This is a genomic window from Dawidia soli (assembly GCF_018598185.1).
Classification (GTDB): domain Bacteria; phylum Bacteroidota; class Bacteroidia; order Cytophagales; family Cyclobacteriaceae; genus Ohtaekwangia; species Ohtaekwangia soli.
This window is the reverse complement of the sequence record NZ_JAHESC010000025.1, coordinates 69,387-87,010: the sequence shown is the minus strand read 5'-3', so window position 1 is coordinate 87,010 and position 17,624 is coordinate 69,387. Positions and strand designations below refer to the sequence as shown.

General features: G+C 56.2%; 15 protein-coding genes. 7 read left to right on the top strand and 8 right to left on the bottom strand.

What is annotated here, in order from left to right:
- Nucleotides 1-205: 205 nt before the first annotated feature.
- Both KK078_RS17555 and KK078_RS17550 read right to left on the bottom strand, forming a co-directional pair.
- Nucleotides 206-985, bottom strand: coding sequence for an HAD-IIA family hydrolase (locus KK078_RS17555; RefSeq protein WP_254091608.1), 780 nt, complete (start codon nt 983-985; stop codon nt 206-208).
- A gap of 78 nt (nt 986-1,063) precedes the next feature.
- Nucleotides 1,064-2,083: a LacI family DNA-binding transcriptional regulator gene (locus KK078_RS17550; protein ID WP_254091607.1), complete on the bottom strand. Its 1,020-nt coding sequence runs from the start codon at nt 2,081-2,083 to the stop codon at nt 1,064-1,066.
- Between the two features lie 264 nt (nt 2,084-2,347).
- Here KK078_RS17550 and galK point away from each other — a divergent pair, with 264 nt between their 5' ends.
- From galK to KK078_RS17520, 6 genes are all read left to right on the top strand, one after another.
- Nucleotides 2,348-3,508 carry a galactokinase gene (gene galK / locus KK078_RS17545; RefSeq protein WP_254091606.1) on the top strand — a complete coding sequence of 387 codons (1,161 nt, stop codon included), beginning with the start codon at nt 2,348-2,350 and terminating at the stop codon, nt 3,506-3,508.
- 30 nt (nt 3,509-3,538) lie between these two features.
- Nucleotides 3,539-4,567: a UDP-glucose 4-epimerase GalE gene (galE, locus tag KK078_RS17540; protein WP_254091605.1), complete on the top strand. Its 1,029-nt coding sequence runs from the start codon at nt 3,539-3,541 to the stop codon at nt 4,565-4,567.
- Between the two features lie 6 nt (nt 4,568-4,573).
- Nucleotides 4,574-5,647 (top strand): UDP-glucose--hexose-1-phosphate uridylyltransferase, encoded by a 1,074-nt coding sequence (locus KK078_RS17535; protein ID WP_254091604.1) that lies wholly within the window; start codon nt 4,574-4,576, stop codon nt 5,645-5,647.
- A 42-nt stretch (nt 5,648-5,689) separates the two neighbouring features.
- Complete coding sequence (locus tag KK078_RS17530) at nt 5,690-6,817, top strand: aldose epimerase family protein (protein ID WP_254091603.1); 1,128 nt, start codon at nt 5,690-5,692, stop codon at nt 6,815-6,817.
- Nucleotides 6,818-7,091: 274 nt separating this feature from the next.
- Entirely contained in the window at nt 7,092-8,804 is a 1,713-nt protein-coding gene (locus tag KK078_RS17525; RefSeq protein WP_254091602.1) for a sodium/sugar symporter, read from the top strand.
- 125 nt (nt 8,805-8,929) lie between these two features.
- Nucleotides 8,930-9,907: a helix-turn-helix transcriptional regulator gene (locus KK078_RS17520; RefSeq protein WP_254091601.1), complete on the top strand. Its 978-nt coding sequence runs from the start codon at nt 8,930-8,932 to the stop codon at nt 9,905-9,907.
- Between the two features lies 1 nt (nt 9,908).
- Here KK078_RS17520 and KK078_RS17515 read toward each other — a convergent pair whose 3' ends face one another.
- The 3 genes from KK078_RS17515 to KK078_RS17505 form a co-directional block, all read right to left on the bottom strand.
- Nucleotides 9,909-10,448, bottom strand: a complete 540-nt coding sequence (locus tag KK078_RS17515) for a hypothetical protein (RefSeq protein WP_254091600.1) — start codon at nt 10,446-10,448, stop codon at nt 9,909-9,911.
- 173 nt (nt 10,449-10,621) lie between these two features.
- Nucleotides 10,622-11,173 carry an REP-associated tyrosine transposase gene (locus tag KK078_RS17510; protein WP_254091599.1) on the bottom strand — a complete coding sequence of 184 codons (552 nt, stop codon included), beginning with the start codon at nt 11,171-11,173 and terminating at the stop codon, nt 10,622-10,624.
- Nucleotides 11,174-11,381: 208 nt separating this feature from the next.
- Complete coding sequence (locus tag KK078_RS17505; RefSeq protein ID WP_254091598.1) at nt 11,382-12,245, bottom strand: NAD(P)-dependent oxidoreductase; 864 nt, start codon at nt 12,243-12,245, stop codon at nt 11,382-11,384.
- Between the two features lie 206 nt (nt 12,246-12,451).
- Between KK078_RS17505 and KK078_RS17500 the strand changes: the two genes are divergently transcribed.
- On the top strand, nt 12,452-13,567 hold the full coding sequence (locus tag KK078_RS17500) for a DUF5018 domain-containing protein (protein WP_254091597.1): 1,116 nt from the start codon (nt 12,452-12,454) through the stop codon (nt 13,565-13,567).
- On the opposite strand, the gene KK078_RS17495 is transcribed toward KK078_RS17500, so the two are convergent.
- Genes KK078_RS17495 through asnB form a run of 3 tightly spaced genes read right to left on the bottom strand, consistent with a single transcriptional unit; the run spans nt 13,564 to nt 17,615 of the window.
- A complete protein-coding gene (locus KK078_RS17495; RefSeq protein ID WP_254091596.1) occupies nt 13,564-14,703 on the bottom strand; it encodes a glycosyltransferase family 4 protein in 1,140 nt (379 codons plus the stop codon). The genes KK078_RS17500 and KK078_RS17495 overlap by 4 nt on opposite strands.
- A complete protein-coding gene (locus KK078_RS17490) occupies nt 14,685-15,683 on the bottom strand; it encodes an NAD-dependent epimerase/dehydratase family protein (protein ID WP_254091595.1) in 999 nt (332 codons plus the stop codon). The genes KK078_RS17495 and KK078_RS17490 overlap by 19 nt, the downstream gene beginning before the upstream one ends.
- 39 nt (nt 15,684-15,722) lie before the next feature.
- Nucleotides 15,723-17,615 (bottom strand): asparagine synthase (glutamine-hydrolyzing), encoded by a 1,893-nt coding sequence (asnB, locus tag KK078_RS17485; RefSeq protein WP_254091594.1) that lies wholly within the window; start codon nt 17,613-17,615, stop codon nt 15,723-15,725.
- Nucleotides 17,616-17,624: the final 9 nt, after the last annotated feature.

The window sequence follows — 17,624 nt, the reverse complement described above, 5'->3', positions numbered from 1 at the left end:
AAAAAGAGGAAGCATAGCCCTGTGCGTTGCATGCCAGAGGGATAGCAAAATTCTTAACGGGAGTAATGAATGTCGGTTGGGCGCGGGCACGAACCCTAAAAATCCGGTTTAAGATGCACGGTGAGCCTGCATTTCGCGCGGTTTTTGACAGGAAGAAGGAATTTGTTGCTCGCTTTCCGGGGGTGCGAAACAATCGTTTAAACGCTTATTTTTTCCACCAATCCAGGGGGAAGGTGATGTCGTTCACCGAGTTCACCACCAGGTCGGGCTTAAATGCATACTTGCGGAAGTCTTCCGCTTTGGTGATGCCCGACAGCACGAGGATGGTCTTATAGCCCATTTGTACGCCGCCTTGTATATCGGTATCCATCGTGTCGCCGATGACGGTGGTGTCGGCCGTCTCCAGGCCCAGGGCCTTGCGTGCCGACCGCATCATGACGGGGCCCGGCTTGCCGACCACGAAAGCGTTTACGCCGGTAGCTTCTTCGATCATGGCGGTGGTGGCGGCGATGCCCAGGTTGGCCCAGCCTTTCTTTTTCGGAGAGGGGTCGCGGTTGGTGGTGATGAATTTGGCGCCGGCCAGGATCATGTCGACGGCGCGCTGCACCCTCTCCAGGGTAAAGTTGCGGCCTTCGCCGAGCACGACGAAGTCGGGGTCTGTGTCGACCAGGGTGATGCCGTTCTCGTGCAGGCTGGTGAGCAGGCCGCCTTCGCCGAGCACGTAGGCGGTGCCTTGCGGGATCTGACCGGCGACGAATTTGCCGGTAGCCATGGCGCTGGTATAGACGTGCTTTTCTTCCACGTCGATGCCGAGCCGCTTCAGCTTCCGGACCACGTCGAGCCGCGTGCGCTGGCTGTTGTTGGTCATGAACATGAACGGTATATCGTTCTTCAGCAAGCGGTCAATGAATGCGTCTGCGCCGGGGATGAGGATGTCGCCGCCGTAGACAACGCCATCCATATCGATCAGTAAGCCTTGTGCCATGGATAAGTAGTAGTGTCAAAGATTGACATTTTCTCGCAGCCACAAAAGGAAACGGGGAGGAAGGACTGTAAAAAACGTTTATAACCGGCGGGTGGTGCCGCGTACGATCAGTTCGGTGGGCAATACTTCCTGGCGCGGGGTGAAGTTATCGGGCTGTTCTACCTGGCCGATGAACAGGCGCGCGGCGGCCTGGCCCATGGTATAGGCGGGCTGGGCCACGGTGGTGAGGGCCGGCTCGATGAACCGCGACACGGGCTCGTCGGTAAAGCCTACCAGCGAGATGTCGTCTGGAATCCGCACGCCGCGCTCGCGCAGCACCTGCATGGCGAGGATGGCCATGGGGTCGTTCATGCAGAAGATGGCGTCGGGGCGCCCGGGCAGGTCGAGCAGGCGCCGGGTGGCGTCGGTGGCGCCGTGCTGCAGGTCGGTGCAGTGTACGATGTAGTCGGGCAGCAGCGGCAGGCCGTGCTTTTGCAGCGCATCGCGGTAACCCTGCAGACGCTGGTTGCTGATGGACAGGCCCTCAGGCCCCCCGATGTAGGCAATGCGGTGGCAGCCGGTGCGGATGAGATAGTCCACGGCGGTAAAGGCGCCGTCGTGATCGTCTACGACGACCTTGGATACCGGCAGCGCGTCGGTAATGCGGTCGAAGAGCACGATGGGAATTTTCTTGGCCAGCAGGTGCTCCAGGTGCTCGACGTTGGTGGTCTCGCTCGACAGCGAGATCAGCAGGCCGTCTACGCGGTTGGACACCAGCATGTGGATGTTGGACTTTTCGGTATCGAGCGATTCGAGCGACTGGCAGATCATGATACTATAGCCGTGCTGCGCGGCGTACTCCTGGATGCCGCTGATGACCGAGGAGAAGAAGTGCATGGCGATCTGCGGCACGACCACGCCGATGGTCTTGGTCTTTTTGATACGCAGGCTCTGGGCCACGCGGTTGGGCTCGTAGTGCAGCTGCTCGGCCAGGGCCAGTACGGCCTTCTTGGTTTCGGGGTTTACGTCAGGAGCATTCCGCAACGCGCGCGAGACGGTCGATATCGAGATATTCAACTTCAAGGCAAGGTCGCGAATGGTGGCCTGGGTATTCTTCATGGCTATACTGGGCACGAAAGTACAGAAAGTACAGCACAAACCGCAACGCCGGCCGACGAGGGGAATTTGATGTTCGAGAACGTTTCCGGCACCGTTATTTCGTTTGCGGTGGTGTTTCGGTGTTTGGTATGTGGTTCCGTATATGCTACTTCGTGATGTCATTAACATTTGGGTTAATTGATTGGTTAACAGTTGCCGGAAATCGAAGGACGTTTGGTTTCCGGCAGCTTTTTTTTAGCGCATTTACCTAAACCTATATAGACCGTGGATTTCAGTGTACAGGATGTAACACGCAAATTCCAGGAGCTTTACCAGACCGAGCCGCTGGTAGTTCGTTCTCCTGGCCGTATCAATCTTATCGGCGAGCATACTGACTACAACGATGGCTTTGTGATGCCGGCCGCGATTGACCGGGAAACGGTCTTTGCCATCAGCCCCGCACCCGACGCGGTGTCGGTGATCTACTCCCTCAAATACGACGAAACATTTACCGTCAACCTGCAGGACCCGCAGCCGGTGAAGGCGCCCAAGTGGGCGAACTACCTGTTAGGTGTGCTGCGCCAGTTCGTGGACAAGGGCTATGCGGTGAAGCCTTTCCGCTGTGTGTTCGGCGGTAATATTCCCATGGGCGCGGGCTTGTCGTCGTCTGCGTCTGTAGAATGCGGTTTTGCCTTTGCCCTGGACCGTATGAACGGCCATAACATTCCCAAGAACGATCTGATCCTGATGGCGCAGTGGTCCGAGCACCACTTTGTGGGCGTGAAGTGCGGTATCATGGACCAGTTTGCCAGCATGATGGGCGCCGAAGACCAGGTGATTGTGCTGGATTGCCGCTCGCTGGAGTATCATTACTCGCCGCTGGCCCTGAAAGATTATACGCTGGTGCTGTGCGACACGAAGGTGAAGCACTCGCTGGTAGACTCTGAATATAATACCCGCCGCGCGGAATGCGAGCGGGGTGTGGCCCTCTTGCAAAAGCATTACCCGGCGGTGAAGAGCCTGCGCGATGTGAGCGAAGCCATGGTGCGTCAGCACGCGGCCGAGCTGGCGGGCAAGGTGTTTGACCGTTGCCTGTACGTTGTTCAGGAAATTGCCCGGGTGCAGGAGGCCAGCCAGGATCTGAAACAACACAACCTGTCGGCGTTCGGCCGCAAGATGTACGAGACCCACGACGGCTTGTCGAAGCTGTACGAAGTAAGCTGCCGGGAGCTGGATTTCCTGGTGGAGCAGGCCCGGGCGACCGACGTGGTGGCGGGTGCGCGCATGATGGGGGGCGGTTTCGGGGGCTGTACGATCAACCTGATCCGGAACGAGGCCGTGGACAGCTTCGTAGCCACGACCCGGGAGGCCTACCGGCAGGCATTCGGCATCGACATGGAGGCCTACATCGTCCACGTAAAAGAAGGTACCGGTGTGGCACACTAGCCAATCGGAATTTTAATTTACTTTAGGGCCATGAAGGAGAAAATTCTAGTGACCGGTGGTACCGGGTATATCGGCTCGCATACGGCGGTCGAATTGATCAATTCAGGGTATGAAGTCGTTATCGTCGACGACCTTTCCAATTCACAATACGAGGTGCTGGACGGCATCGAAAAGATCACGGGCACACGCCCGGTCTTTGCCGAGTTCGACCTGTGCGACGAGCGGGCACTGACGGACTTCTTTGCGCAGCACGGCGACATCAAGGCCATCATTCACTTTGCGGCCAGCAAGGCCGTGGGCGAGTCGGTTCAAAAACCGCTGCTGTACTACAAAAACAACATCCTGTCGCTGATCCTGCTGCTGGAAGCGATGCAGCGCCTCGGCATTGCCAACATTGTTTTCTCCTCGTCGTGCACTGTCTACGGGCAGCCGGACCAGCTGCCGGTGACCGAGGCCACGCCGTTCAAACCGGCGGAGTCGCCGTATGGCAACACCAAGCAGGTCGGCGAAGAGATCCTGCGCGACAACTGCCGGGCTGTGCCGGCCACGCAGGCCATTTCCCTGCGCTACTTCAACCCGGTGGGTGCGCACGCGTCGGCCCTGATCGGCGAGCTGCCGCAGGGCGTGCCGGGCAACCTGGTGCCGTTCATTACGCAGACCGCCGCGGGCATTCGCGAGCAGCTGCTGGTATTCGGCAAAGACTACGATACGCCCGACGGCTCGGCCATGCGCGATTATATCCACGTGGTGGACCTGGCGAAAGCGCACGTCATCGCCGTACAACGGCTGCTGAGCGGCCAGCAGAAGAGCAATTACGAGTTCTTCAACCTGGGCACCGGCAAGGGGCTGACGGTACTGGAGATCATCGAAGTCTTTGAGCGTGTGAACAACCTCAAGCTGAACTATAAGATCGTCGACCGCCGCCCGGGCGACATTGAAAAGATCTATGCCGACACGGCGCTGGCTAACCAGGAGCTGCACTGGCGCACGGAGCTGGGCGTGGAAGAGATGATGCGGTCTGCCTGGAAATGGCAACAGCATATTTTGAAGAATGCATAATCAACTATGGATAACAGGTTCGATCTAACAGAACATTCGCACAGACGGTATAACCCTCTTACGGGAGAATGGGTGCAGGTATCGCCGCACCGTTCCAAGCGCCCGTGGCAAGGACAGGTAGAGAAGACGGGGGAGGACAATCGCCCGGCATTCGACCCGACGTGTTATCTCTGCCCGGGTAACGTGCGTGCGAATGGCGAGGTGAATCCAACCTATCCGTCGACCTATAGTTTTACAAACGACTTTGCCGCGCTGGTGAACGACGTGCCGGCGGGCGATTTCCAGGATGGCGATCTGCTGCTGGCCCGGAGCGAAGCGGGCATCTGCCGCGTGATCTGTTTCTCGCCGCGGCACGACCTGACGATCGCCGAGATGGATACGGACGGCATCCGCCGCGTGGTGGACCTGTGGGTGGACGAATATACCCAGCTGAGCCGCCAGCCGAATATCAATTATATCCAGATCTTCGAAAACAAGGGCACGGTGATGGGCTGTTCCAACCCGCACCCGCACGGTCAGATCTGGTCGCAGGAGTCCATTCCCGTCGAGCCGGCGAAAAAGCAACAACACCAGGAAGCCTATTACCAGCGCAAGGGTGTGACGTTACTGTCGGACTACTGGCCGCTGGAGGTGCGGCGCGCGGAGCGGATCGTTTTTGAGAACGAGCACTTTGTGGCCCTGGTGCCTTTCTGGGCGGTGTGGCCGTTCGAGACGATGATCATTCCCAAGCGGGCGATGGCCCGGATCACCGATATGACGGAAGCCGAGCGCCAGGCGTTTGCCGACGCGTACCGGCGGATGGCGACGCGGTATGACAACCTGTTCGAGGTGTCGTTTCCGTATTCGGCCGGGATCCACCAGGCGCCGAGCGACGGTGCGCCGCATGCGGCGTGGCACTGGCACATGGTGTTCTACCCACCGCTGCTGCGGTCGGCCACAGTGAAGAAGTTTATGGTAGGCTACGAGATGCTGGCCAACCCGCAACGCGATATTACCCCCGAGTTCAGTGCCGCCCGTCTGCGCGACCTGCCGGAGATCCATTACAAGCAGACTTTGCTATCCGAATCATCAAACCCCTGATCTATGCGTACGCTAACAGTTTATACTCTTTTGATCTGCACTATGATGTCACAAGCCTGTAAAAAGAACGACGAAAAGATCCCCGCGGCGGCCGATACGACGGCCGTTGCTGCCAGCGCCGTCGCCAAGGTGGCATACGGTACCCTTCCCGACGGCCAGGCCGTCGAGGAATATACACTCAAGAACAAGAACGGTGTGGAGCTGAAGGTGATCAACTACGGCGGTATCGTTACCTCGCTGAAGGTGCCCGATAAGAACGGTGTGCTGGAAGACGTGGTGCTGGGCTTCGACTCGCTGAAGGGCTACCTGGGTGGCTCGCCGTACTTCGGCGCCATCGTGGGCCGCTATGGCAACCGGATCGCCAAAGGCAAATTCACCCTCGACGGTCAGACCTATACACTGGCCCAAAACAACAACGGCCAGCACCTGCACGGCGGTCTCAAAGGCTTTGACAAGGTTTACTGGCACATTGCCGAGGTACCCGCTGCGGAGGGCCCGTCGCTGAAGCTGACCTATACCAGCAAGGACATGGAGGAAGGTTATCCCGGCACGCTGCAGGCCGAGGTGACCTATACCCTGACCGATAACAACGAATTTAAGATCGCCTATACGGCTACGACCGATAAAAAGACGGTCGTGAACCTGACCCAGCACACGTACTTCAACCTGACGGGCAACGCCAAACGCGACATCCTGGACCACCAGGTGATGCTGCACGCCGACAAGTTCGTGCCGGTGGACAAGGTACTGATCCCGACCGGCAAGCTGAAGGACGTGGCCGGCACGCCGTTTGACTTCCGCACGGCCACGGCGGTAGGGCAGCGCGTAAATGAGAAGGACGAGCAGCTGATCGTGGGCGGTGGATACGACCACGCGTGGGTATTGTCGCCTGCCGATAGCGGTAAGGCCGTGGCGTCGGTATATGAGCCGACCAGCGGCCGCTTCCTGGAAGTATATACTACAGAGCCGGCGATCCAGTTTTACTGTGGTAATTTTCTGGATGGCACAGTCGTGGGTAAACAAGGGAATGCTTATGCGAAGCGCTTTGGCTTGTGCCTGGAGACCGAGCACTATCCGGACTCTCCGAATCAGCCTTCGTTTCCGTCGGTTGTGTTGAACCCTGGTGAGACCTATTCGACACAGACGACTTACAAGTTTTCGACTAAGTAATTGAAAGAGGCGGACGGGGCGGAGCCCCGAAAGCATCTGCATCTGGCGCCGGTCTTAGCCCCGCCTCGGGACGGAGACCGGTGCCGAGTATGGTGGCGGTCTCCCGACCGCCTTTTACTGTCCGTACGGCAACTTTTTGTCAAAATGACCATAAGCTTTCTGACCGATGGCTTGTCTTTTTGGAAAAAGAAATTCATTTTTAGTTTATCGATTGAACGAACGTATTCGGTGATAAGACCCTAACACCCATTTGCCTATAACCCTAAACCTAATCATGGAAGAACAGCAACCCGTTGACTATGTAGCAAGCCTTAAGAATATTGACTATATAGTTTTCCTCATCTACTTCGTCATTGTGGCCGGCTATGGCTATTGGATCTACCACCGTAAAAAGCGTCAACAGACAGACTCCAAGGATTTCTTCCTGGCGGAGGGCTCGCTGACGTGGTGGGCGATCGGTGCATCGCTTATCGCCTCCAACATTTCGGCCGAGCAGTTTATCGGCATGTCGGGGTCGGGTTTTAAAATGGGATTGGCGATTGCCACGTACGAGTGGATGGCGGCCGCTACGCTCATTATCGTGGCGGTGTTCTTTATCCCGGTATACCTGAAAAACAAGATCTATACCATGCCGCAGTTCCTCAACGAGCGGTATAACAGTACGGTGGCCATGATCATGGCGGTGTTCTGGCTGTTGCTCTATATCGTGGTGAACCTGATGTCGATCCTCTACCTGGGCGCGATCGCGATCAGCGGGATCTCCGGGCTTAACATCTATTTCTGTATCCTGCTGCTGGCGATCTTCTCGATCGTCATTACACTGGGGGGTATGAAGGTGATCGGCTTTACGGACGTGATCCAGGTGTTCTTCCTGGTGCTGGGTGGTTTGATGGCGACGTATATCGCGTTGAACCTCGTGGCGGAAAAGTCCGGCCAGACAGGGGTCCTCAACGGCTTCTCGCTGCTGACCTCACAGGCCGGCGACCACTTCCACATGATCTTTAAACGTGACAACCCCAACTACATGGACCTGCCGGGCTTGACCGTGCTGATCGGGGGTATGTGGATCACCAACCTGAATTACTGGGGCTGTAACCAATACATCACGCAACGCGCCCTGGGCGCGGACCTGAAGACGGCACGCAGCGGGATCTTGTTTGCTGCTTTCCTGAAGCTGCTGATGCCGGTGATCGTGGTGCTGCCGGGTATCGCGGCGTATGTGCTCCACCAAAAGGGTATGTTCCAGACGGAGATGCTCGACTCGAAGGGCATCCTGGATGTTAACAAGGCATATCCCTCGCTGCTCAACCTGCTGCCGGACGGTATGAAGGGTGTTGCGTTCGCGGCGTTGACGGCGGCGATCGTGGCTTCGCTGGCGGGTAAGGCCAACAGTATCGGTACGATCTTTACCCTGGATATTTACAACAAGGCGTTTGATAAAAATGCCAGCGAGAAGAAGCTGGTGAACATCGGTAAGCTGGCCGTGATCATTTCCATGTTCCTGGCGGTAGTGCTGTCGTTGCTGATCGGCGAGAAGCTGATGGGCGAGGGCAAGCAGGGCTTCCAGTACATCCAGGAATATACGGGCTTTGTATCGCCGGGTATCTTTGCCATGTTCCTGCTGGGCTTCTTCTGGAAAAAGACGACGTCGAACGCGGCGCTGTTTGCTACGATCGGCGGCTTTGCGCTGTCGGTGTTCTTTAAGTTCCTGCCGCAATTCATGGACCTGTCTTTCCTGTCGGGTATGGGCTTTGCCATTCCCAATGCCGAGGGCATCTACGAAATACCGTTCCTGGACCGGATGGGTTTTGTGTTCCTGATCTCTGTGCTGGGTATGATCATCATCACCAAGTATGAGAACAGCAAGGGCATTCAGCCGAAAGGCCTGGAAGTGGACAGCTCGATGTTCCGGACGAATACTTCGTTCACCGTAGGCGCGGTGCTGGTGTGCGGCATCCTGGTCGCCCTGTACACGATGTTCTGGTAGAAGAACCTTTCTGCCGGCAAGCAGGCCCTCTTTCGTGCGCATAAGACGAAAGAGGGCCTTGCTTTTTACCGCCGAGCCGAAACCTTGACCCATTCCTGTCGTATCTTTGGGGTATACCCAACCTTATGAACCGCATCGACCGCCTTACCGCCATCCTGATCCAGTTGCAATCCAAACGCGTGGTGAAAGCCGAGGAGATTGCCGACAGGTTTGAGATCAGCCTGCGCACGGTCTACCGCGACGTAAAGGCGCTGATGGAGGCCGGTGTGCCGATCGGCTCGGAAGCGGGCAAGGGGTACTTTATCGTAGACGGATTCCACCTGCCGCCCGTCATGTTCACCCAGGAGGAGGCCAGCGCCATGCTGATGGCTTCGAAGCTGGTGGAGCAGATGACGGACAAGTCGGTGCAACGCACGTTCGAGTCGGCGCTGATGAAGATCAAGTCTGTGCTGCACGACAACGAGAAGGACCACCTGGAGAGCCTCCAGTCGTATATCAAAGTGTTTCGCCACCCGCCCACGCGCGAGGCGGAGTTTCCCGACTCGTACCTGACCGACATCCAGGCCGCCATTGTCGGGAAGCGCGCCTTGAAGATCAACTACTGCAGCAATCAGCACGGCGAGATTACAGAGCGCATCGTAGAGCCTATCGGCCTGTTTTACTACAGCCAGGCGTGGCACCTCATTGCCTGGTGCCGCCTGCGCAACGGCTACCGCGACTTCCGCACAGACCGTATCAAACATATGACGGTCACCAACGATGCCTTTGACGGCCGAAACCTGTTAAGCCTGCAAGAATATCTACAAAGCCTGTCGGAAGCCAACCACGATGTACAGCAGGTGCGCTTGTTGATGACCAAGCCACTATCGGGCTATCTGGTCAGCGCCAAGCATTATTATGGCTATGTGTCGGAGGAGGACCTCGACACCCACGTGCGCATGACATTCATCGCCAGCAACATGCGCCAGTTCTGCCGCGGTGTGTTGATGATGGGCGACGCCGTCGAGATCGAATCGCCGGAGGAAGCCAGGATCATTGTACAAGAGCTGCTCGAAGAGCTGAACGCGCACTACCGTGTCGAGCGCCGGGTAGAGGCCGATTAGCTCAGTTCGGTACCCACTGGATGTTGCGGATGTCGGGATGGTAGAAAGCCGAGCCTTTGTCCACCGTGAGCAGATGAATGCGCCCGCCGATGCGGCGCGAGTTACGGTGCAGCAGTAACAACGGCACGCCCACGGCTGTCATAATGAGCGACGTACGTGCCACGCCTTTATCCAGGTTAGCGTCGTTACCCTGCACCAGGGTCTCGTTCACCTGATCGATCAGAAAATAAGCTACCGCGCCCGTTACCAGGAAGCCGCCGGCCAGGTTGAGCAGGTTGCGTTGTTTGAAGTAGATGCGGTCGATCTTATGAAATGGCACGATCTCCTGGTGGATCATGACCGCGGTGTCAAACAGGTTGTTGATGTAGCTGGTATGAACTGTTTTGCTGCCTTTGAGGCGGTATACGATCTCGTCGCCGGGGTAGAGGCGAAGTCTCACTTTCTGATTTTTTAGCAGCACCAATTGTTTCTGGGCATGGCATGCCGGTGCGGCGGCGCCGGTGAGCAGACAGATCAGGAATAGCCAGTAGAATCGTCTCACGGGGGTGCGGTTTGATGGGGTAAAGATACTGGTTTTAGGATGTGGGGTGGTGGGAAAAAGTTTGATTGGGCTTTGGCCTGAATCTGGCGCCGGTGTTTAGCGCCGAGCGTTAGCGGAGGCGCGCACCGGTGCCGCGTATGGTGGCGGTCTCCCGACCGCCTTAAGAATGCCGGCTAAATCAACATAACTTCTATCAACCCTCCCGATAACCCACCATACGATGCAGTGCTGCTGTACAGGTAATATTCCGGTTGTGAGACTATTCCTGCTCCAACAGGATTATTATGGATGTATTCCATTCGTTGATACAGCTTTTCTTCCGTGTTCAGTTCGATTGGATGGCTGTGCCGCTGCCAAAACTGGTACCGTTCATTATCATTATTGAACTTTCCTTCTTTTTCAAACAGCCACATCAGCAAATCCCGACGACTCTCTTGCGGGTTGTTTTGGATTGCATGAATAATGCTCGTTGCTGTATATTTTTTTATATCCCGTACGATATCCTGAAGCTCTGGTCTGCCTCGACGGGCGATGATCAGGTGTACGTGGCTGCTCATGATGCAATAGGCGTAGAGCTCCAGACCTTTGTTCTCCTGGCAATAACGAAGGCTGTTTAGGAATATATCTTTATATTCCTGGCGGATGAAGATATCGAGCCAATAGATCGTGGTAAAGGTTACAAAATAGACTGCTTCCTGGTCTCGGAATTTATATTTGCGACTCATGCTAACGGGGTTACACGAACTGGGTGATGAAGTTAGTGAATAGTTGGTATGAGAGGCACTTTACGGGAGTTTTTTGCTTTGTGTTTTTTGGGGTAATTGGTTTACGGTAAGGCGGTCGGGAGACCGCCACCATACGGGGCACCGGTCTCCGCCCCGAGGCGGGGCTAAAGACCGGCGCCAGTGTTTGGCCTCGGGCTTCGCCCGACGTCTACTTCCGCAAGTGGGTGATCAACCCTGACACATCTTTGTCGCCTTTGCCGGCGGCGATCATTTCTTCGAAGTGGGCTCTTACCAGTTCGGCCAGCGGCAGCTTGGCGCCGAGGGCGGCGGCAGTTTCCTGGGCCAGGCGCAGGTCTTTGTTGGCCAGGGCTGTGGCGAAGCCGTTGGGGACTTCGCTTTCCTGTACGATCAGGGTGCCGTAGTTTTTGAATACGGGGGCGCCATAGACGGTGTTGAGCATGGTGTCGAGCAGAGCTGCTTTGTCGATGCCGGCCTTCTCGGCCATGAGCATGACTTCGCTCAGCATCTCTACGATGGTAAAGATCATGAAGTTCAGCATCAGCTTGACGGTATGGGCGGTGCCGGGTTCGGGACCGAAGTCGAAGCAGCGCGCGCCGATCGCCGCTACGATGGGGGCGACCCGCGCCTGGGCGCCGGCATCGCCGGATAACAGGATCGACAGTTGACGGGCGGCGGCGGCCGGGGGGCGGCCCATGACGGGAGCGGCTACATAGTGCACACCACGGGTGCGGCACTGGTCGGCGAGGGCCTGGGCGGTTTCGGCTTTGATGGTGCTGAGAGAGAGGAAGACCGTGCCGGGTTGCAGGGCGGATAATACCTGATCGGCGATGGTCGTGACCGCGGCATCGTCGCTGAGCATGGTCATGACGACGGCGGCGGAGGCAACGGCTGCGGCGGGTGTTTCGGCAGCGTGGCCGCCAAGGGTGAGGAGGTCGCGGAGCTTCTCGGGGGTGCGGTTGTAGAGGCTTACGGTAAAGCCTTGCTCGATCAGGTTTTTGGCGATGGGGTAGCCCATGTTGCCAAGCCCGATGAATGCTATGCTGGGGTTCATATTATTCGGAATACGACGTACCATTCGTCGGTACGCCCGCCAAGATACGGATCATTTTGGTCGTGCAAAACGTTTGGAGGAGAGCGTTTCGCTGCTCATGGAAACGCAGGGTGCGATCGTGATTGGAAGTATTCGTTTTTTTTTGTATATTATTCATACGTGAGAAAGCCTCACGCCTACCTGCCGTTTTACCTAACACTTAATTTATGATGCGCAAGACATGGGTATTTAATCTGTTGATCATCCTGATGTGTTCGATCCTGCTGGTAAATTGTTCGAGCGATGACGAGCAGCCGACGGATCCTGATCCCGATCCGGGCCCTGTGGATCCAGACCCAGAAGACCCCGAGAGTGACGCAAAGGCGATTGTCACCTTTACTTTTGCCGATTTTGACCCGCCGATACCGGGCACAATCAATGAACCTGCGAAGACCGTCGCGGTCACCGTGCCCCAAGAACTTACCAACATTACTGCAATGACTCCGACCATCGAGGTGTCGGAAGGGGCGACCGTTTCACCGGCGTCGGGTGTAGTGCAGGACTTTACGAACCCGGTGACGTATACCGTCACGGCTGAGGATGAGAGTACACAACAGTACGTGGTTACGGTCACGCCCGTATCGGTGGTGGAGTGTCTGCCGTCAAAGTTGCCGGCATTCCTGGGGAGGATGAACGTGTATTATAGCGATGACCCCGTCAGCGTGGACTATGCGGAATTTTTCTCAGAATTCGATCCGGCCGAAAATTATACCGCCTTTTATAGATATACTGGCAGCCAGTTAGACTGGATTGAATATTACAGGTATCTGGATGGTATTGAGCGCAAGACCCAACGCACCACGTTTACCTACCCGTCGGCCGACGTGATCGTCGAGTCGATATATCAATATAATTATCAGTCGAGCGACGACCCGCCGGCAGTCCTGGTGGGCAGGAACAGATACTATAAGACCGGTGACCAGATCACCGAAATGGAAAAGCTCAACGCATCCGATCAAGTCACTTTGACCATGCTGTATCACTATAACGCGGTCGGTAACATCACACACCAGGAATACAAATTGCCGGGCGGATCTCCCGTCTTTTCGCAATCCTATGAATATGATACCGCGGTGAACGTGTATCGGCTGACAGGGTTGACCGGATCTTACTGGCAGTACTACATGCCCGAAAACAACATGAGCCGGAACAATGTGACGCTGATCGACGTCCCGCAGATCGGAACGGAGATCTTTGAGTACACCTATGACGAAAACGATATTCCGCTTTCGCGCTCCAGGGAGGAACTGCCCTGGGAAGACTACGAATATCCCTGCGATTAAGCGTAGAGCACAGTGTCGCGGTAAAGGTTTTCTACCCGGCGAATCATTTTAGTGGCCGAGAACTGCTCGCGGACCAAACGCTGCCCTTTCTCTGCTGCCTGTGCACGGGCAGCAGGATGGAGGCAGAGATACGCCAGCGTATCGGCCATTTGCTGCGGGTCCTCGGGCTGCATAAAATACCCGGTAGAACGGTCGGATACGATTTCTTTGTTGCCGTCCACGCTGCTGCAAACGACACACTTGTTCATCGCCATGGCTTCCAGCAAACCGATGGAGAATCCTTCCCACCACGAGGGCAGGCAGAAGATGTCCAACGCCTGGAGGATGGCGGGCACGTCGCTGCGGAACTTGATAAAGATGATCGTATCCTGCAGGTTGAGCTCGGCGGCCAGCGCCAGCGCTTCGTCTTTCATGTCGCCGTCGCCTACCATCAGTACTTTGAAATTCTGAACGGCTTTCTTGAGCTGCGCGATGGCGCGAATAAAATTGAGTGGATTCTTTTGATAGGTTACCCGCGAGATATAGCCGATCAGGATCTCGTCGGAGCGGATGCCATACTCCTGCCGGATGTCGGGGTAGGTGCGGGTAGGGTCAAACTTGCCGAGGTCGACGCCGTTGTGGATCACCATCGAGTTTTTCAGGCCGAAGAGCTTTTTGCCGTCTTCTTCGTTGCTGTTCGACACGCAGATGTTGAGGGCTGCCCGGCGGGTGATAAACTTCTCGGTATATAAACGGGTATAGTACGTTGTTTTAGGCTGTGTCTTATGGAACGACCAGCCGTGTACGGTATACAGCAACGGGAGCTTGAGCGCTCGGGTGGACCAGAACAGGTTGGATGCCGCGCGGGTGCCGTGGGCGTGGACAATGTCGGGCGCGGTGTTGGACAAAAATCGTTTTACTTTACCCCACACACGCACGTCAAACGGCGTGGTGGTGGGGATAACCTGTACGGGGGTGTTCATGGCCTGAAGGCGGTCAATCATTTCGCCGTCGGTGAAGCTGAGCACGACGGGTTCGACGAGGGATTTGTCAAACCCTTTGACCAGCTCCAGTACGTGTGATTCACCGCCTCCAACCTGACCCTGCCGGATCGAAAGGACTACCTTCAGCGGTCGCTTCAGGACTTTTTGGTCCATCCTTCGGGCAGATTTTTAGCGATCTCGATGTTACCAAACTCCTGGCTGGCACGGCTGCCTACTTTCTTGGCCCAGGCCGCCATCTTGCCGATCCCTTCGTCGAGCGTGACGGGGGCGCCGGTCTTGAACACGCGGTGGCTCTTCTCGTGGCTGGAGTATGCGTGCAGCACTTCCTTGCGCGCTTGCAGGTGTTTTACGTTCGGCTGCGCGTTGAGGTGTTTGCTCACCACGGTCACCAGCTCGTTGATGGTATAGGGCTTGTCGGCACCGATGTTGAATACCTCGTTGTAGGCTTCTTTAATGTCCACGCATTTCGCGATCGGAATGGCGACGTCGTCGATGTAGCTGAAGGCACGCGTTTGGGTACCGTCGCCGAAGATCGTCATCGGCAGGTTCTGCATGATCTGGTTCATGAAGATACCGATCACGTTGCGATACTTGTCGCCGATGTTCTGGTTCTCGCCGTATACGTTGTGCGGGCGGAATACCACGTAGTTGAGGCCGAACATTTCGTGCGCGGCCTTGAGGTCAAGCTCTACGGCGTATTTGGATACACCGTACGGATCTTCCGGGGTGGGTACCATGTCTTCGGTCATCGGCACCTGGCCGGGACCGTATACCGCGATAGAAGAGGTGAAGACAAAGCATTTCACTTCATGCTTTACCGACTCGTTGATCAGGTTGATGCTACCGATCAGGTTGTTGTTATAGTTGAACCGGCGGATGAAGTGCGACAGGCCTTCGGCCGCGTACGCCGCCAGGTGGTATACATAGTCGAATTTGTGCTCGGCGAACAGCTTCGAGATGAGTTGCTCGTCGGTAATGGAGCCTTTTATAAACGTGGCGCCGGCGGGAATATGGTCTTCAAAACCGCCGCTGAGGTCGTCGAGAACGATGACCTGGTGACCGGCAGCCAGGCAATGCTTGGCAACGTGTGAACCGATGAAGCCGGCTCCGCCGGTGATGAGTGATTTAGCCATAATAGGGAGATGTAAGAGTTATAGTATAGTATTTTTGAGTTATAGCCATTTTTCTTTCCACATCTGGAAGATCAGGATGTTCCAGAGCTTCTGGTGGTTTACCTGGGCGCCGCTCAGGTACCGGTCGCGTAACGCGATGATCGGCGCCGGGTTAAAGAAGTCGCCCTTCTTTAAGTTGTCTTCGCTGAGGTAATGCAGGAAGTAATCTTTCAGCTCCTGGCGGAACCACACCGTGAGTGGCGCGATGAACGGCTTCTTGGGCCGGTCCATCAGCGGCTTGTCCACATGCCGGTGTACGATGTCGCGCAGCAGCACTTTCTTCTCTTTGCCGTGGATCTTGTACGACGACGGGAGCCGTGACACGAACTCGATGACGCGGTGGTCGAGGAACGGCTCGCGGCCTTCCAGGCCTACCGACATGGTGGCACGGTCTACCTTTACCAGGTTGTTGTCGACCAGGAAGGTACGGTAATCGATGGCCAGCATTTTATTGAAGGCATCGTTGTTATCGAGCATATCCTTTTCGAGGTCGAAGTCTGTCGGCGGCAACAGGAAGCTGTGTTTGAGGTATTGCTTCAACTCGCTGCCGGTGATATAATGGCTGATCTGTTTGAGGGCCGTCAACGGATTGCCCGAACGCCAGATCTCGGATACTTTTTCGTAGCGTGTCGAGAAGTTATACCGGTCTTTGAAGTAGGGCAGCTTCTCGGGGTTTACCATGCTCATCACCCCGGCCAACGTGCGCTGCAGGGGCTTGGGAAACTGCGAGGTAAGCTCGACGGACTGGATGAATTTATAGTAGCCGCCAAAGATCTCGTCGCCGGCATCGCCGGACAGCGCTACTTTTACGGACTGTCGTGCGAGCTTGGACACCAGCACCGTCGGCACGGTGGAGTTGTCGGCAAAGGGCTCGTCGTAGATGTCGGCCAGGGTAGGGATGATGGCAAACGCTTCCTGCGGTGTGCAGTAGTGTTCGGTATGATCGGTGCCCAGAAAGTTTGCGATCTTTTTGGCCTCCGGCGCTTCGTCAAATCCTTCTACATCAAAGCCGATGGTGAAGGTTTTGATCTTCTCCGTGCGTCCTTTCTGCAGCAAGGCGGCAATGGCGGTGCTGTCGTAGCCGCCGCTCAGGAATACCCCCACGGGTACGTCGGATACCATGCGGTATTCGAAGGCCGATTTGAGCAGACGCTCGGTTTCTTCAATGGCTTCCTGCTTGCTGATCTTCAGCTTCTCTTTGTTGTAGTGGTCGAGCACGTTCCAGTACTGGTGTGTGACGACAGTGCGTTTTTGCAGGTCGACCTCCAGGTAGTGGCCCGGGCTGAGCTTGGTGGTATTTTTGAAAATGGAGTACGGCCCCGGCACATAGTTGTATTGCAGGTACAGCGCCAGGTGGTTGTAGTCCAGGCTCTTTTCGAACGCCGGGTGGCGGTGAAAGCTCTTGAGCTCGGACGAGAACAACAGCAGGTTGTTGTGCCAGTAGTAGAACAGCGGCTTTACGCCCGCGCGGTCGCGGTAGATATATACTTTGTTGGTGTCGGTGTCGTGCAGGACGAACGCAAACATACCGATGAAGCGCTGCACACAGGCGGGGCCCCAGGTCTTGAAGGCTTTGAGGATAACTTCGGTGTCGCCACCGCTGATGAAGGAGTGCCCCTGAGCGATCAGCTCCTGGCGGATCTCCTGGAAATTATAGATCTCGCCGTTGAAAACGATGCCGAGATTTTCAAAGAACATGGGCTGGTGGCCCAGTGGGGAGAGGTCCAGGATGGACAGGCGCCGTTGCCCCAGGCCGAGCGTATAGTTGTCGTGTTGCACGACGTGGTACCCGGAGTCGTCGGGGCCGCGGTGCGTCAGACAATCGACCATGCCGACGAGTACGTCGCGGCCGCTCTTGCCTGTAAAATCGATATAGCCACTAATGCCACACATGTTGCCGCA

Excerpts from the sequence above, each read along its gene's own strand:
- KK078_RS17505 (WP_254091598.1), bottom strand. The coding sequence starts at position 12,245 with ATGAACCCCAGCATAGCATTCATCGGGCTTGGCAACATGGGCTACCCC.
- KK078_RS17510 (WP_254091599.1), bottom strand. The coding sequence starts at position 11,173 with ATGAGTCGCAAATATAAATTCCGAGACCAGGAAGCAGTCTATTTTGTA.
- KK078_RS17555 (WP_254091608.1), bottom strand. The coding sequence starts at position 985 with ATGGCACAAGGCTTACTGATCGATATGGATGGCGTTGTCTACGGCGGC.
- KK078_RS17550 (WP_254091607.1), bottom strand. The coding sequence starts at position 2,083 with ATGAAGAATACCCAGGCCACCATTCGCGACCTTGCCTTGAAGTTGAAT.
- KK078_RS17495 (WP_254091596.1), bottom strand. The coding sequence starts at position 14,703 with ATGGACCAAAAAGTCCTGAAGCGACCGCTGAAGGTAGTCCTTTCGATC.
- KK078_RS17530 (WP_254091603.1), top strand. The coding sequence starts at position 5,690 with ATGATGTCACAAGCCTGTAAAAAGAACGACGAAAAGATCCCCGCGGCG.
- KK078_RS17520 (WP_254091601.1), top strand. The coding sequence starts at position 8,930 with ATGAACCGCATCGACCGCCTTACCGCCATCCTGATCCAGTTGCAATCC.
- KK078_RS17490 (WP_254091595.1), bottom strand. The coding sequence starts at position 15,683 with ATGGCTAAATCACTCATCACCGGCGGAGCCGGCTTCATCGGTTCACAC.
- asnB (WP_254091594.1), bottom strand. The coding sequence starts at position 17,615 with ATGTGTGGCATTAGTGGCTATATCGATTTTACAGGCAAGAGCGGCCGC.
- KK078_RS17525 (WP_254091602.1), top strand. The coding sequence starts at position 7,092 with ATGGAAGAACAGCAACCCGTTGACTATGTAGCAAGCCTTAAGAATATT.
- galE (WP_254091605.1), top strand. The coding sequence starts at position 3,539 with ATGAAGGAGAAAATTCTAGTGACCGGTGGTACCGGGTATATCGGCTCG.
- KK078_RS17500 (WP_254091597.1), top strand. The coding sequence starts at position 12,452 with ATGATGCGCAAGACATGGGTATTTAATCTGTTGATCATCCTGATGTGT.
- KK078_RS17535 (WP_254091604.1), top strand. The coding sequence starts at position 4,574 with ATGGATAACAGGTTCGATCTAACAGAACATTCGCACAGACGGTATAAC.